This is a genomic window from uncultured Campylobacter sp., assembly GCF_937981295.1.
GTDB lineage: Bacteria > Campylobacterota > Campylobacteria > Campylobacterales > Campylobacteraceae > Campylobacter_B.
In genome coordinates, this window is the sequence record NZ_CALJPC010000035.1 from 1 (window position 1) to 15156 (window position 15156).

Here is a 15156-nt window from a genome sequence, read left to right on the forward strand (position 1 = left end):
TACTTCCGGTAAGCTTAAGTGCAGGATCGCTTCCGTTGTAGTTGTTAGGGAGGTTGAAATCGATCTTCTTAAAGCCTGCGATGTTTTCAGCTTCTATACTTCCGGGAGTCATAGAGCCGTCATCTTTACCTATCTTTAAAGTATCGTCATCATCGCCGGTAATAGTTCCTATATTATTACCCTCTACTAGAGTAACGGTTGCTTTTATAGGTCTAGCAGGATCGGTATTTACCGTATTTATATCAAGTCCGTTAAAGTTCTTATTCTCGCCAGCTTTACCTACGTTGATTATAGTACCTGCGGTAAGATCCGGATCATATTTTAAAACCTCTTCGCTATCGAAGTTTTTATCTGATGAGATATTGCGTTTGGTATCCTTTACACCTTGGATAAATATGGAGTGGTTATCCGTGCTCTTTAACATACCCTTTAAAGAGATCTCATAGGTAGAAGCATCGGTGATATTAAATACGTTTGTCTGCTGCTTGGCTTTCTCTTTGAAATTTGAGTAATCGCCTCCGTTTTTAATTAGATAATACTCCTTACCCTCCTCTATATTTAAAGAGCCGTAGCTATCATTGCTTGGATCGTAATCTATTCCGTTTAGTTGGAATTTAGCATTATTGATATCGGTATTGCCGGCAGTGGTTAAATTTAAAGCTGCGGCATCTGCGCTACCGTTAGCGTTTGAAATTCCATCGAAGTTTAATACGTTTAGATTTGCTATATCGCCTGCGGTTTTTTGAGTAGAGGCGTTATATACGTTTAGGCTATTGCCTGTGCCGCCTGTATTAGATAGACCATATATCGTTCCTCCTACGCTTCCGCTATGGAAATTTACGCTGTTACCGCTACCGCTGCTTGCATCTGCTGCGTAGACGTTACCGTCAACTCTAGCAGTACCTTTTAAATTTACGCTGTTATTGGTTGCAGAGCCGCTAGCTTTTGCTCCTTTTACGTCGCCGGTAACCTTACCGTCATTTAGAGTTATGGTGTTGCTATCTGCATTACCATTTGCTGCTTCACCGCCGTAAGCATCTCCGTTAACTATAGTATCGTTTGTGCTTACGGTATTATCATGAACGTTTCCGTTTGAGGAGTAGCCTGCGCTAATGTTTCCGTTTACTACCGCACCTTTTGAGCTATCTTCAAAGCTTAGCTCGTTGTGGTGAACCTCTTGGGTTCCGCTATCGCCGTAACCTGCATTTACGTTACCGAAATTTGTTCCGCCCTTAACTATGGTTTTATTGTTATAGACGGTATTTGGAGTTACGCTATCTTTGACATCTGCTCTACCGGAGCTTATATTCTTACCGTTTAGATCTCCTGCGCTTTGAGATACGTTTACGGTGTTATTTTTATTACCGAATAGCTTATGAGCTCCCACTTGAGCATCATTGTTAGCTTGATTCTTGGTTAGCTCCGTGCCATCGAAGCCGTTATCTATCCAAGCATCGGTGATGGTACCCTTTCTATATACAAGCTCTTTATCGGCGTTTTGTTTACGGAAGGTTTCGCCGTCATATTGGTAGTGATCTTTATCGGTAATGGTATAGACCTGATCTTTTTGGGTGCTTCTGTCGGTAAAATTTATAGTACCGTTATCCTTGCTGATTAACTTATAGTCTTTGTTATCATCAAGGTTATTGGTATTTACATTAACATTCGTCTGGCTAAGATCGGTAATAGTACTTCCGGTAAGCTTAAGTGCAGGATCGCTTCCGTTGTAGTTGTTAGGGAGGTTAAAATTTAACTTGCCTACACCCTCGATATTTTTAGCGGCGATATTGCCAGGCACTAGCGGATTGTTGCCGTCTTTGCCGACGTTTACAACATCATTAGCATCGCCCTTTATCGTTCCGATGTCGTTACCGCCGATTAAATTTACGGTAGCATTAGTTACGTTGGTGGTGTCGATATCTAGCCCGCCGAAATTCTGCGGCGCGTTTGGATCCTCGCCCACATCGATAACAGGATCGCCCGCAGGGCCGCTATATTTGCCGACCTCGCCGTTATCAAACGCTCCAGTGATAGTGCGGTCTGTTTTCTTTTTACCTTGAATGACGATGGATTTTCCGTCATCATCTTTCATCAGACCTTTTAAATTCATAGAGTAGGTAGTGGCGTTTTTGATCGTAAATACATTATCAGTGCGCTTAGTCGTTTGCGTTTCGTCAAAACCGGTAAATCCCTTTTCATTATGGATCAGATAGCGCTTCTCGCCGTCGTTTATCGCATAGGTATCTACATTATAATCAGTGCCGCCAAGTTGGAATTTAGCGTTATTTATATCGGTTTGAGCTACACCTGTGATTTGAAGTGCGGCTTTGCTTGCATCGGAATTCGCATTTGATATGTTTTGGAAATTTAAAACATTAAATCTAGCGATATTACCCGCATGATTTGGATTGCTAGCGTTTGAAGCATTTATCAAGGTGTTGCCGTTGCCGCTACCGGTGCCGTATAAGCCGTAAATCGTGCCGGTGACGGTGCTATCTGATAAATGTACCGTATTATTATCACTATTTGCCCCCACAGCCTCCGCGCCAAAAACATCTCCCGTTACGGTGGTATGACCCCATAAATTTACACGGTTACCCGATGCGGAGGCCGCTCTGGCGTTACCGCCTTTTACTTGTTTATTACCTTTTACTTCGGAATTCGTCAAAGTTAAAGTGTTTCCCGTAGCGTCGCCACTTGACGTAGTTCCACCCGAAACGTTATCATTAAAGGTTACTCCGGTTGCAGAGAATTCATTGCCGCTGACGCCTTGCTCACCGCGTCCGCCTAGGGCAGGCCCGTTTACCGCACTGCTTACCCCGTCGCCCGTTAGTTGCACGCGGTTATTATTCGCTTGCCCACTACCGCTACCGATATGATTTGTTCCGCCGATTACTTGAAAGACGCTTTTTCCGGTTAAATCCGCTACTACCCAGTTACCCTCGGCTTTGCCTTTTTCGCTTTTACCGCCGATGATATCGTGACCTACCGTAGCGCCGTTTGCGATCTCTACTCTGGCGCCCGTAACGTCGCCGTTAACGCTGTTTCCGCCGATGACATCGTGGCTCACTTCGCCACCGTTTAGAGTTACTTTGGTGTTTGAAATTTTGCCGTTAACGCTGTTTCCGCCTATAGCATCTTGTGCTACTTTGCCTCCGCTCATTTCAACGTAACTACTTTTTATCTCTCCGTTTACGTTGCGGAAGCCGTAAGCGCTACCGCCTATCTCGCCGCCGCTTATTTTGACGTAATCATTCGTGCTAGTAGCGACGTGATTGGTACCAGAACCTCCGCCGAAGCCTCCGTGAACGTCACCTATAACCTTTCCGCCGCTGATTTCAGAGTAATTGTCGTTAGAAACGGCTGCCATATATGAGCCCGTAGTAGATTGAACCTCTCCGTTTTGTAGCTTTACGTAGTTTTTGCTAGCCGTAGCGTTGCTTCCAATGGTAATACCCTCTCTAGTAGCATTAGCGCCTGTTATATTTTGAAGTTTAGCACTGGCGCTGTTTATGACGACATAGTTTTCCTCTAATGTACTAGCGAAATTTGGAGATACCGATACTGCACCATCTATTTCTTGACCGCTGCCTAAGACGATAGCGCCCGTAATATTTACGCTATTACCTTTTGCAGAGCCACCTTCGTGTATGGTGGCCCCCTCTATCCTGTATTTATCTATTTGTGCTGCGCTTTTTATATTTACCGTATTATTTTCTGCTGAATGACCATACCTAGCACGACCTCCCGACACTATAGCTTCGAAGCTCCCCACGGTGTTATTATCGCCGATTATATGGCTATTACCTTCGATATTTACTGTGTTGCCGACGGCATTTCCCGATTGAGGTCTCTTTCCTGCCCAAGTGCCGTTGCCACCGAGAACAACTCTATTAACGGTTGCGTTTATTATGTTTACGGTATTGCCTGTTGCGCCTATACCTTCACCGCCTATTACGGTAGTAACGGTAGCGCGGTTTTGAACGGTGATCTGATTTCTATCGGCCGATGTCGTAGGCGTAATGCTAGGATGACCCATACCGCCGCCGTATATACTGTAGCCAGACATATCAGTACCTGAAGCATTTCCGGTGATAGTTACTATATGATTTTTGGAGCCGCCTCCGTTACCGGCACCTTCATAACCACCCGAGTAATACCCGCCGCCTGGAGTATGCAAATGACCATCACTACCGCCGCCGGTTACCGTCGCTTTTGCATTGTCGGCTAAAGCTTGCATCGGCATCAGTGCTAGCGTAGCAGCGATGCTCAGACCTGAGATAATCGGTATCTTAATATCTTTCATAGTTGTAATCCTTCGTAAAAAATAAAAACTATCCATTATACTATAAAAATACCTATTTACAATAAATTTAATACAATTCCTAACAAAAAGTAGCTTAACACGAAAAAATGGGTATCGCGATGTAACGTTTTCGATAATAAAGTAAAATTTCAGCTTATTTTTGTTATTGAAGCTTAAACGAAAAATTACGATTACAAAATAGCTAAATTTTAAAATTCCGACTTTAAAATTTAGCCAGCGGAATTCCCAAGAAGTGACGTGGTTGGAAAAGCGCTAGAATAAAAAGGCAGCAGTTTCTGATATCGAGAAATAGGGTAGGACATAGATTTTATAAAATTTGGATTTGTAGAATTTAAAGTGAAGTAATATACAAGAGGAATTAAAATTTGAAGTAATTCTAGGTTAGAAGCACATACTTCTGCGGTATGTTGTTAGCAAAGAGATTAAAATTTTAAAGCAATTTCAGGCGAAGCGGTAAAAGCGATAAAGTAGCGGCGTGGAAGGTTAAATCTTAAAAATTCTAAGTGAAAACAAAAGCAAAAAAGTAAAATTCTAAGAATTTCAAGCGAAAAATCTGGGCTTTTAGCGGTGTTTTGAAATAGCAGAGGGCTTTCAGAGATGCTTGAAATAACAGAGAGCTTCCGGCAGCTTTTAATGCCTGCAGGAAGCCCTTATTATAGTTTATGTATCTTTTGTGCTCGAAAGCTCGAAATTTCGCTTATCAGAAAGTTCAAAATCCCAAAAACTTCTGCTGGCTTACTCGCAATGTTCCGCTAATGCTTTGTCCTGGGCTCGCCGCGGTTAAATTTTAACGCTTTCGCGTTACTCGCCGCTAAGCTTGGTGGACCAAGCTTAGCGGATTACAAGACCTTGCGGAATTCCGCGTCTGATAACCCAAACTAGGGTTTTCTTGCCCTTGTAATCTTTGATGTATCGATCGAAGTCGTCTGTGCTTTTGACATCGTTTTGACCGACTTGGATGATCACGTCGCCTACCTCAAAGCCGTAATCATCGGCTTTTGAGCCATCTTTTACGCTTAAGACGAGGGCGCCCGAGACATCGTCGTCGAGGTTATATTTGCGGCGCAAGCTGTCATTTAACGTCCTTAGCTTTAGCCCCTCTATCGCGCTTTGTGAGTTTTCGCCAGCTGAGCCTAAGGTGGTGGAGTCGGATTTCATCGCGTCTAGCTTGATAGTCGTGCTCTTACTTTTGCCGTCGCGCTCAAATTCTACATCCACTGAGCTTCCTGGAGCCATTGAGCCGATTAAATTTTTTAGCTCATTAGCGTTTTTGATAGATTTGCCGTTTATTTTGGTAATCAAATCGCCGCGCTTGATACCTGCTTTATCGGCAGGCATGTCTTTTTCGACGCTTGAGATTAGTGCGCCTTCTTTGCTTTCATAGAGCTCTTTTTGGTCTTTAGACATATCCGAAATCGTGACGCCTATAAAGCCACGCTCGATCTTGCCGTTTGTGATGAGCTTTTCGGCGATCTCTTTTACCATATTTGAAGGGATCGCAAAGCCTACGCCGTTATTTCCGCCGCCGCGACTTAAAATGGCGGAATTTATCCCCAAAAGCGCGCCGCGACTATCCACTAGCGCGCCGCCTGAGTTGCCCGGATTGATCGAAGCGTCGGTTTGGATGAAATTTTCATATTGATTTAACCCGATATTGTTTTTATTTAACGCCGAGATTATGCCTTGAGTGATGGTACCGCCCACGCCGAAAGGATTTCCGATAGCAAATACAATGTCGCCCTCCATAGCCTTGGACGAGTCGGCAAATTTAACCGCAGAGAGATTTTTTTCGTCGATTTTAATGATTGCAAGGTCGGTTTTAGGGTCAGTACCGATCACCTTGGCTTTATACTCTTTATCGCCTTCTAGTAGTGTAACTACGATTTCGTCGGCATTTTCTATTACGTGATTATTTGTGACGATATAGCCGTCTTCGGAGATAATGACACCAGAGCCTAGCGAGCTTCCCTCGCGCTCTTGTTGTTGCGGAATGTCAAAGTCGAAAAATTGCTTGAAAAACGGATCGTCAAACATCTGCGACATCGGGCTGTTGCCTGCTTTGATCTTGGTTTTAGTTGCAATATTGACGACGGATTTTTTCACGTCCGCAACGGAGCTGTGATACGAAAGCACGACATCTTGATTAAAGCCCGGATTTACGCGCTCATAATTGCTTGGAGCTTCTTTAATGTCGATACTGGCGCCAAAAAGCGTACCTGCTAAAGCTATCGATATGATGATCGATTTTTTCATTTTTGCTTCCTTTGTGATAATGAAATTTTGGCGGAATTATAAATTTTGTCCGCTAATATATTCTTAACGCAAAATTAAAATTTATAAATAGAATTTAGCAAACTTGATTGACACTCACTAAAGTTTTATGATATAATCTACATAAATTTTAAGATTTTAAGGATTAAAATGGCAAGCACAAGCAGTTTATACGAAACCTTAGGCGTGGATAAATCAGCAAGCGCCGAGGAGATTAAAAAAGCTTACCGCAGGCTAGCTCGCAAGTATCACCCGGATATCAATAAAGAGCCTGGAGCTGAGGATAAATTTAAAGAGATCAACGCCGCGTATGAAATTTTAAGCGACGAGAAAAAGCGGGCGCAGTATGACCGCCACGGCGACGAGATGTTCGGCGGACAGAATTTCCACGATTTCGCGCAGGGCTCGGCAAACATGGGCGATCTAAACGACATCCTAAACAGCATTTTCGGCGGCTCCTTCGGCGCAAAAAGCGCAGGCTCGCGCGGCGGATTTAGTTTCAGCTCTTTCGGTGGTGGCGAGGGTTTTAGTGGCTTTAGCGGCAGCAGTTTCGGCGGCGGATTTGGCGGCACACAGAGCCTAGATACGCACAGCTCGATTGAAATTCCTTTTGAAACCGCGATACAAGGCGGCGAGATGAGCGTGCGCGTGGGCGGCGAGACGGTTAAATTTAAAGTACCCGCGGGCATCAATGCAGGCGAAAAGCTACGCATCAGAGGTAAAGGACAAAAATCAGGCGCTCAAAGCGGAGATCTGATTTTAGAGATAAAAATCGCGCCAAGTGCCGAGTATAGCCGCGAAGGCGACGATCTTTTCAAAAAGATTGACGTTCCTTTAAAAACGGCGATGTTTGGTGGAAAAGTAGAAATTTCGACGCCGAGCAAAAGCGCAACGATAAAGATCGCAAAAAATACCAAAAACGGGCAGAAATACCGCTTAAAAGGTTATGGCGTGCAAAACCGCAAGAGTAAAATTTTAGGCGATCTATATGCTGTGGTAAACGTCGTCCTACCCGACGTTGATTCGCTGGACGAGGACGTCAAAGCCGCGCTGCAAAAGCTATAAGGAGGCATCAAAATGCATGATTACGATGAGCCGGTTTATCTCATATCGATAGTTTCGAAGGTCCTAGATATCCATCCGCAGACGCTGCGGCAATACGAGCGCGAAGGACTCGTAAGCCCGGGGCGCACGGAGGGCAAGATGCGCCTGTACTCGGCACATGATATGGATCGCATACGCATGATTTTAAACCTTACAAAGGAGCTTGGCGTCAATCTTGCGGGCGTGGACGTGATCTTTCGCCTGCAAGAAAGGATCGCCGAGTATGAGCGCGAGATCGAGGAGCTGCGGGCTAGAATTTTAGAGCTTGGCGGAGAGACAGACTAAGGTTTGCGAAATAAAAATTTTAAAGCTCAGCAAAAAACAGATCCTGGTGCTATAAGCTGAAATTTTAATGCTATCAAAAAGTAAGATCGCCTCTTTAAGCGTAGATTTAATCGATAAATTTTGACTTTCAGAGCGGATTTATGAGCGCGTCAAATTTAAAGTCGTGCTAAGCAAACCGGGGTGAATTTTCTTGCGATTAAATTTAAAAGCCGTCTTGATATAATTTGGCTTTAAAATTTAAAATTCCAAGCCGCGTTAGACATTAAAATTTTACCGCGGACCTCTAAATTTAGCGATAAAGTGCGACATAATTTCTCTATTTTTAAGCGGGATTTTAGTAAAATCACATTATAAAATTTACCCGTAAATTTATATGAAAAGATAAAATTTCATCGATTATCGCCTCCGATAAACGGTCGCGGATAATGTAAAATTTGACAATAAATTTAGCGCTAAATTTTACGCATAATCTTACAAAAAAGGGAGTTAATGGAGCTTGTTATAGAGCTATTTCTTGCGATCACCGCGCTTGCGATAGTGCTAAATATCGTCTTTAAAATTTTTGAAATTCCCACTATCATCGGTTATATCGTTGCAGGCGTGTGCTTTTCGCAGATCTATAGCCTAAGCAGCGTCGAAAACGCCCATATGTCTGAGCTGGCGGAATTTGGCATTGTCTTTTTGATGTTTACCATCGGGCTTGAGTTTAGCTTCCATCACCTGATGAGTATGAAAAAGGACGTATTTTTTAATGGCATACTCCAAGTGTTTGGCACCGGTATTATTCTAGCGCTCATCATCGATCAAGCTTTCGGCGGAAACATAAAAACCGTGATGATTATCGGGCTTGCGCTCGCGCTTAGCTCTACGGCGATCGTGCTAAAAACGCTCAACGAAACAGGCGAAATCAACCAAAACTACGGGCGCAAGGTGCTTGGCATCCTGCTATTTCAAGACCTCGCCGTCATCCCTATCTTGCTTATGATTGACATATTCGGCTCGACTGACAATACCCCCGTGAACTATCTAATCTTAAAAACCGCCGTAAGCGCCGCCATAGTGGTAGTGATCCTTTTTGTGCTCGGCAAATTTGCTTTCAATCGCTTCCTTTACTACGTCGTAAGGACGAATTCTAAAGAGATTTTCATCGCGACCATCCTTTTTACCGTCGTGGGGGCTAGCTTTTTGGCGCACGTTTTCGGCTTTTCATATACGCTGGGTGCGTTTATCGCGGGCATGCTTATTGCGGAGACCGAGTACAAACACGAGATAGAAGCCGATCTCACGCCGTTTCGAGACATACTGCTCGGACTTTTTTTTATCACGATCGGCATGCAGATAAATTTCGAAGTCATCGTCTCGCACTATGGGCTAATTCTACTCGCTATTATCGTTATAATGGCGCTTAAAACGGGAGTGATTTACGCGATCTTATTTCTCTCGACCGGCAAAAGGATAGCGCTAAAAGCGGCGCTGTCGCTATGCCAGATAGGTGAGTTCGCGCTTGCGATCTTTTCGCTGTTGATGAGCCGCGATATGCTAAGTAAGGAAAACGGGCAAATTTTAATTACAGTCGTAACCGCGACTATGATTTTAACGCCGTTTATTCTTAAGAATTTAAACAAAATCGCCAACCGTTTCGAGTCCAAGGTTGAAAAGCTCGAAGATGAGGAGCATAAAACTCAAATCCCGCCGATGAAAAATCACATCATTGTAGCAGGCTACGGCAGGATAGGGCAGGAAGTGGTGCTACGCCTGAAGGATCAGGGGCTGCTATACGTAGTTGCCGAGAGTGATTTAGAGCTTGTGGATCTGGGCAAATCGCGCGGAGAGAACATATACTTTGTAAATATAATGCAAAAAACCGCGATCGACGAGCTGCATGCGCGCGATGCGTCGGTCATCATCCTAACGATCGCAAATCAGCAAAAGCTCGACATCGTTGCTAAGATGCTAAACGGCTCTAATTTAAAAGCAAATATCATAGTGATGCATACGGGTGCCGATCCACAAAGCGAGCTGCAGAGCGAATACGGTGAAAATTTTATCTTCGTAAAAAAGGAGAGAGTAGTAGCCAATGCGCTTTTACAAGAGGCGCTGAAATGCAAGCTAACGCAGTAGCCTTGAGCGTTTAAGATCAAATTTAAACGCATTTGCTATGCCTAAAATCTCCACGCTCTTTATTTTCTTACTTCTATACTCAGCTAATTTAAAGCGTTTTAATGAACGTAGATAAATAGATATATTTAAATGGTAGGCTTGCAAATTTAAAGATGCAAAGTGCTGCTTTGGATTGATTTAAATTCTAAATTTAAGCTGTCATTCCACAGCAAAGGGGTACTCCGACAAGGAGCTGATGAAGTATATTCGCGCGATAAAGTTATTTAAAAATTCGTTTAAATTTTACTAATTTCACTCTTTTATCTCTTTATAAACGCTTAAGTTGCGTGCTAGGCAAACGATGGTCGTTATAAACAATATCGGAGCTATCGGCAAATACAGATACCCAAGAATCAGAGCCATATTATCGTAACTTCGTCCTTGAGAAAAGAGCAACTCCGAGAGTGGGAGATACAAAACTAGCGTCACAATCGCAAAATTTTCTATCGCGAAAATCGTATTGCTTTTTTTGGGATTTTCTACGAAAAGTTTGCTGTATCTGCGCTTTGAAAAGAAAAATATAATCGTGCAAACGGCGCTAACTATAAACGCCCAGTGTAATTCGTACGAATCCGATAAAAATAAAATCAAAAAACCGTTGTCGCAAAACTCGCGAAAGCAAATCTGATCAAACGGTGAAGTTGATATTTTTGCTTTAAATTTTTTGCAATTTGTTCTAGAGCTTTGCCGTATTCCAGCGCCTCCTCTCTTCTTTGGATAGATTCTGCTTCAAGACTCGCGTCATTAAATTTTTGCTCAAATTTAGCGGCTTCATCTTGAGTGCCTTGCGCCTTGCCGTTTGTTTTGTTAAAATTTTGCTCGCCGGAAATTTTATCAGCGACCGCTCCGCCGATTTTTGTCTGCGATTTTAGTGCCGGTAGATACACGGTCTCATCGGCGTTAAATTCCGGATTTGCGTTATATGTTATTATCGCCACCGGAATAGCGATAAAAATAGCGGGTATAATCTGACGTGTATCCCAGTCTATGTGATATTTTATCTGTAAATAAAATCCGATTAAAGCATAAAGGACGTAAAATATCGCAGCCACATGTATCCATATAAGCATAAAGGCCTTATCTGCATCACTAAATAAAAGCAGGGCATATTTTTTATACTTCAGCCTGTTTAGGCAGACGAGTATATTTATCGCAGATAGCGCGAGCATGCATAAAAACGACATTATGGGCGCATCATGTACAAACGTAAGAAACACGATGATATAAATCAGGAAGGTCAAAAGTGTCCCAAAAAACAGATATCTACAAAAGCGAAATCTATCGTAGCTTTTTAAAATTTCTTGCGGAATTTGGCTGATGTCCGCGGGGATTTTGTCTTTTTGCGTTTGCATTTTACCGCCTTTCCTGGTTATTTTAGCTCAAATTTTGCTTTTTTACTCCGTAGCGTTTTAAATTTAATGAAGCGAGATTTTTTTGGCTTGCTTCTTTTTTAGCAGGCAAACAATCTCGATTTTGCATTAAATTTTTAAAAATGAATACTTACCGGCTCTTGCAATTTTATCGATAAAATTTTTAGCAAGCTAAATTTACGCTTCTTTTCTAGCTAAATTTAGCTTCAAAATTTATCCTGCTTCATTCATAAAATAAGACAACCAAGCTAAAGCTCATCCATTTTATCCACCCGCACGAACGCCCAGTGCATAAAATCCCGCTTTGGCTCGTATTTGCCGCTGTTAAAATACTCCGCCAGCCGCGCCTCCTCCGCTTCGTTTAACTCGCCGCCTAGCATCCAGCGCGTCTTTTGTATGAGCTCCTGCGCGCTTGTTTCTGGGCCCGCATGACACTTAGCCTTTATGTAGCTTAGGCTTGGCAAATAGCCCATTTGAAATAAAATATTGATGAGATAGACGAAGTCGGGCCTCTTTTGCACGTCGCGCCCCAGCGCCTGCAAAATCCGCTCATCTACGAAGCTGCCGCCCACCTTAAACGTGATGTAAAGCGCCTTTTTGGTCTTTGAAAGAAGCTTGTTAAGCGCAGCTTTTAGATCGTCCACCTCAAGGCAGCGTGAGGCAAAAACCACGTCGCACGCGGGCACGTCCGACCAGTCGTCCTCAAAGGCTTTTTGCGCAAATTTTGCGTTTTTTGCGCCGTAAATTTGAGCATTCTCGCGGGCAAATTCCAGCATTTTGGGCGAAAAATCGTAGCCGTAAATTTGATCCACCTTTTCCGCCGCCAGCACGCTTAGCGCGCCTGCGCCGCACGCGAAATTAAGCAGCGTGGAAGCACCCGAAAAATCTACGCGTGATAGAAAGTCCCGCGCATAGGCGCTTTTCATCACGCCCTCGTTGAAGCTGGGCGCCTTTTTGTCCCAATGCTCGGCCAGTTTTTTGCCGAATGAGCTTTTTGCCTTTTGCGTCTTATAAAGCGCGTCAAAGTCGATCTCATCGTAGTTTGAAACTAAAATCATAACTATCCTTTCTAAAATTTTGCGAGCGGACCACACCATTTTTTCGTTAAATTTTAACGTAAATTTTCATATCGTACTCAAGCCGCTTGGAATTTTAAACCGTCAAGCAAAAGCAGCGATACATGATCGTTTTTATATATTTTATTCGCCTGCGATCCTTTAAATTTTCACCGAACGATCGAAGCTAAATTTTAAAAGTCCGCTCATAAATCAAAATTTTTAGTCTGTCGCCCGCACTTGTTCGCTCCGCATTTAAATCGCCGCTGTAGATTTATTGCAAAGCTCCCAATCTAGCCGCTATCACTTTTTGCATCGCTTGATTTTTCTTGTTTTTGGCTAAAATTTGCAGTCTCCTTTTGCCGATACGTTTGTCGGCGGCCTTTAGGATATTTGTAAGCCCCCATTCATCGGCACCAAAGTGCTTTGCAAACAGCTCCTCTTTGGGCGTGTCGATATATTCGCGTATAAGCTCACCGATGTCGCTTATGTCGTTACCATACGGATAAATTTTCGCTAGAGCGCCCTGTGCTAGGCTTTTTACGCCGCCGCTTTTTAGCACGAAATCCTTCGGATAATCAAAAATAATCTCGCCCGCAAACGTGATAAAATATCGCGGTAAATCCGTGCTGCCGCGCCTGCTCTGCATCCTATAAACCGTGCAGTGGAGCCTAAAATCAATGCTTTCATCTACAATTTCGTAAAGCCGTTTTGCAAGCTTGCTCCAACGTTTCATTTTGCCCCCTTATCTATTTGTCGCCTCTTGCGGTTTCGCGCGTAGCTTTTGCCGCTCTTTGCGACGATCGCACTTGAAAGCTGCGCGCCTTTTCTATATTTTTTGTAAATTCGCTTTGTAAAATTCTGCCTCGCTAAACGGTCTCCCAAAATCTAGACTCCGTCTTGATCACGCCTCGGTTTTTCTCGCGTAAAATTTGCAAAAATTCTTTAAAGCTCGGCGTAAAAATCGAAGCGGCGGGCACAAATTTATACTCTCGCTCGCCGTCTCGCTCGGGCTCGTTCGTGCTGCCGCGTTCAAGTTCGCTCGCGCCGCCTGCGAAGCAGATCCGCCAAATCCTAGCATGATTTATCCGTATTTTTGTGACTTCAAGCGCCAAAATTTGCTCAAATTTATACCTCGCCGCGAGCTTCTGTCCATCAAAAACGTAGATAAAATCCTGATCAAACCAAAGGCTCTCGCACGAGATAAAAAACCGCTCCAGCCAGAACAAAAACGGCCTCACGGAAAGCCTTTTTACCGCGCTTGCTTCGCTTATCCCATCTATCGCGGCAAGCTGATGTGGGCTAAGCTTGCGAGTATTGCGGCAAAAGAGCGTCCAAACAATCCCGCCAAGAAGCAAGACGCTAAAAATAACGATTAAAATTTGAATTAAAGCTTCAGCCATTTAAAATTCTAAGTCCTTTTACAAATGCGAATTTCACCTCCGTATCGCCCCAAAACAAACTCCTGCTAAAATCCGCCTCCGCGCCGTTTGCAAGCTCCTCGTAAAGCTTATAAAATCGCCCTTTGTGCGTGCAATCGCTTAGGCAGACGTTAAAAAACGCCTCCGCCGCGTCCCTGCCGCCGAAATAATATACAAAGTAGATCGGGTACAGATCGAAGGCGCTTAGATTTTTGTTAAATTTAGCCCCACATTGCGTCATAAACTCCACCGCCTTTTGTTTGTCCTCAAAAAGCTCAAAAATAGGCAGCGCGCAGTCCTTGATAGCCGCGCTAATTTCCCGCACGCTGGGCTCAAAGCTAGCGCCCGCGAGCTGCCAGTCGCGAAACTGCCTGCGCGGCGTGAGATAGCTCAGATACGATACGAAAACAAGGTCGGTCGAGTAGGGTAGCTCCTCTTGCATCAGCTTTTTTAGGCGCTTACAGTAGATCGCGATCTGCGGCAGGATGCTTACGCTGCCGGCGTAGTTGCGCATGCTGGAACTAAAATAAATTTCAAATAAAATCTCCTTGTTGCTTGCGAGCTTCGTTAGTTTTTGCCCCTTTTGCGTGGGCTTGAAGTCCGTGAAATTTGCCGCGATCTCGGCGCAGCCGTTTAAAAATATCTCTCGCGGAGTTATGATTTTCCTTTAAATTTATCGTTTAAATTTAGACGTTTTTGCTCGCTAGCAATTCGGCTTGCCGCTTACGTTACCGCAGTCGCGACTCGCAAGCTTGCGTTTTATAGGGTGCGCCGTTTACCGCCTAAAAGTTATTCTATACGCGCAATTTTACCCCAATTCGGCTAAATTTAACGGCGCTACGTGCCCGTAAAATTTATAATCTATCCTCATATCTTTCGTAGTTTATGCCGTAGATTTTATCGATATTTTCGGCGTTTATGAGCTGCTCGCTGCGCCCGAAAGCTAAAATTTCGCCGTCTTTTATAAACAGCGTCAAGCTTGAAACGAATTTTGCATGCCGCGGGTAGTGCGTCGTCTGCACGAAGGTGTAGCCCTCATCTCCCAGCGCTTTTATCATCTCGAGCAGCTTGATCTGATTGCCAAAATCCAGCCCGTTTGTAGGCTCGTCCATAAAGATCACTTTCGCGCCCTGAACCAGCGTGCGCACGATATACGCCAGCTG

General features: G+C 43.9%; 12 protein-coding genes. 3 read left to right on the top strand and 9 right to left on the bottom strand.

Annotated elements, in window-relative coordinates:
* Both Q0135_RS02925 and Q0135_RS02930 read right to left on the bottom strand, forming a co-directional pair.
* The coding region (locus tag Q0135_RS02925) for a hypothetical protein (RefSeq protein ID WP_297988098.1) at positions 1–4306 on the bottom strand (4306 nt) is incomplete at its 3' end.
* Between the two features lie 852 nt (positions 4307–5158).
* Entirely contained in the window at positions 5159–6580 is a 1422-nt protein-coding gene (locus tag Q0135_RS02930; RefSeq protein WP_297988100.1) for a Do family serine endopeptidase, read from the bottom strand.
* Between the two features lie 168 nt (positions 6581–6748).
* Here Q0135_RS02930 and Q0135_RS02935 point away from each other — a divergent pair, with 168 nt between their 5' ends.
* The 3 genes from Q0135_RS02935 to Q0135_RS02945 all read left to right on the top strand — a co-directional run bounded on the left by Q0135_RS02935 (position 6749) and on the right by Q0135_RS02945 (position 10108).
* On the top strand, positions 6749–7663 hold the full coding sequence (locus tag Q0135_RS02935) for a DnaJ C-terminal domain-containing protein (RefSeq protein ID WP_297988102.1): 915 nt from the start codon (positions 6749–6751) through the stop codon (positions 7661–7663).
* A 12-nt stretch (positions 7664–7675) separates the two neighbouring features.
* Positions 7676–7987, top strand: a complete 312-nt coding sequence (locus tag Q0135_RS02940) for a helix-turn-helix transcriptional regulator (RefSeq protein WP_005870178.1) — start codon at positions 7676–7678, stop codon at positions 7985–7987.
* Between the two features lie 489 nt (positions 7988–8476).
* Complete coding sequence (locus tag Q0135_RS02945; protein WP_297988104.1) at positions 8477–10108, top strand: cation:proton antiporter; 1632 nt, start codon at positions 8477–8479, stop codon at positions 10106–10108.
* Between the two features lie 291 nt (positions 10109–10399).
* On the opposite strand, the gene Q0135_RS02950 is transcribed toward Q0135_RS02945, so the two are convergent.
* The 7 genes from Q0135_RS02950 to Q0135_RS02980 all read right to left on the bottom strand — a co-directional run bounded on the left by Q0135_RS02950 (position 10400) and on the right by Q0135_RS02980 (position 15114).
* Complete coding sequence (locus Q0135_RS02950; RefSeq protein ID WP_297988106.1) at positions 10400–10738, bottom strand: hypothetical protein; 339 nt, start codon at positions 10736–10738, stop codon at positions 10400–10402.
* Entirely contained in the window at positions 10735–11499 is a 765-nt protein-coding gene (locus Q0135_RS02955) for a hypothetical protein (RefSeq protein ID WP_297988108.1), read from the bottom strand. The genes Q0135_RS02950 and Q0135_RS02955 overlap by 4 nt, the downstream gene beginning before the upstream one ends.
* Before the next feature lie 266 nt (positions 11500–11765).
* Complete coding sequence (locus Q0135_RS02960) at positions 11766–12575, bottom strand: class I SAM-dependent methyltransferase (protein WP_297988110.1); 810 nt, start codon at positions 12573–12575, stop codon at positions 11766–11768.
* 271 nt (positions 12576–12846) lie between these two features.
* Entirely contained in the window at positions 12847–13308 is a 462-nt protein-coding gene (locus Q0135_RS02965) for a hypothetical protein (protein ID WP_297988111.1), read from the bottom strand.
* 133 nt (positions 13309–13441) lie between these two features.
* Positions 13442–13975, bottom strand: a complete 534-nt coding sequence (locus Q0135_RS02970; RefSeq protein WP_297988113.1) for a hypothetical protein — start codon at positions 13973–13975, stop codon at positions 13442–13444.
* Positions 13968–14507: a hypothetical protein gene (locus tag Q0135_RS02975; RefSeq protein ID WP_297988114.1), complete on the bottom strand. Its 540-nt coding sequence runs from the start codon at positions 14505–14507 to the stop codon at positions 13968–13970. The genes Q0135_RS02970 and Q0135_RS02975 overlap by 8 nt, the downstream gene beginning before the upstream one ends.
* 340 nt (positions 14508–14847) lie before the next feature.
* Entirely contained in the window at positions 14848–15114 is a 267-nt protein-coding gene (locus Q0135_RS02980) for an ABC transporter ATP-binding protein (RefSeq protein WP_297988116.1), read from the bottom strand.
* Between the last annotated feature and the right edge of the window lie 42 nt (positions 15115–15156).

Coding starts and splice junctions, on each gene's coding strand:
- Q0135_RS02930 (WP_297988100.1), bottom strand. CDS start 6,580: ATGAAAAAATCGATCATCATATCGATAGCTTTAGCAGGTACGCTTTTT.
- Q0135_RS02935 (WP_297988102.1), top strand. CDS start 6,749: ATGGCAAGCACAAGCAGTTTATACGAAACCTTAGGCGTGGATAAATCA.
- Q0135_RS02940 (WP_005870178.1), top strand. CDS start 7,676: ATGCATGATTACGATGAGCCGGTTTATCTCATATCGATAGTTTCGAAG.
- Q0135_RS02945 (WP_297988104.1), top strand. CDS start 8,477: ATGGAGCTTGTTATAGAGCTATTTCTTGCGATCACCGCGCTTGCGATA.
- Q0135_RS02955 (WP_297988108.1), bottom strand. CDS start 11,499: ATGCAAACGCAAAAAGACAAAATCCCCGCGGACATCAGCCAAATTCCG.
- Q0135_RS02960 (WP_297988110.1), bottom strand. CDS start 12,575: ATGATTTTAGTTTCAAACTACGATGAGATCGACTTTGACGCGCTTTAT.
- Q0135_RS02965 (WP_297988111.1), bottom strand. CDS start 13,308: ATGAAACGTTGGAGCAAGCTTGCAAAACGGCTTTACGAAATTGTAGAT.
- Q0135_RS02970 (WP_297988113.1), bottom strand. CDS start 13,975: ATGGCTGAAGCTTTAATTCAAATTTTAATCGTTATTTTTAGCGTCTTG.
- Q0135_RS02975 (WP_297988114.1), bottom strand. CDS start 14,507: ATGCGCAACTACGCCGGCAGCGTAAGCATCCTGCCGCAGATCGCGATC.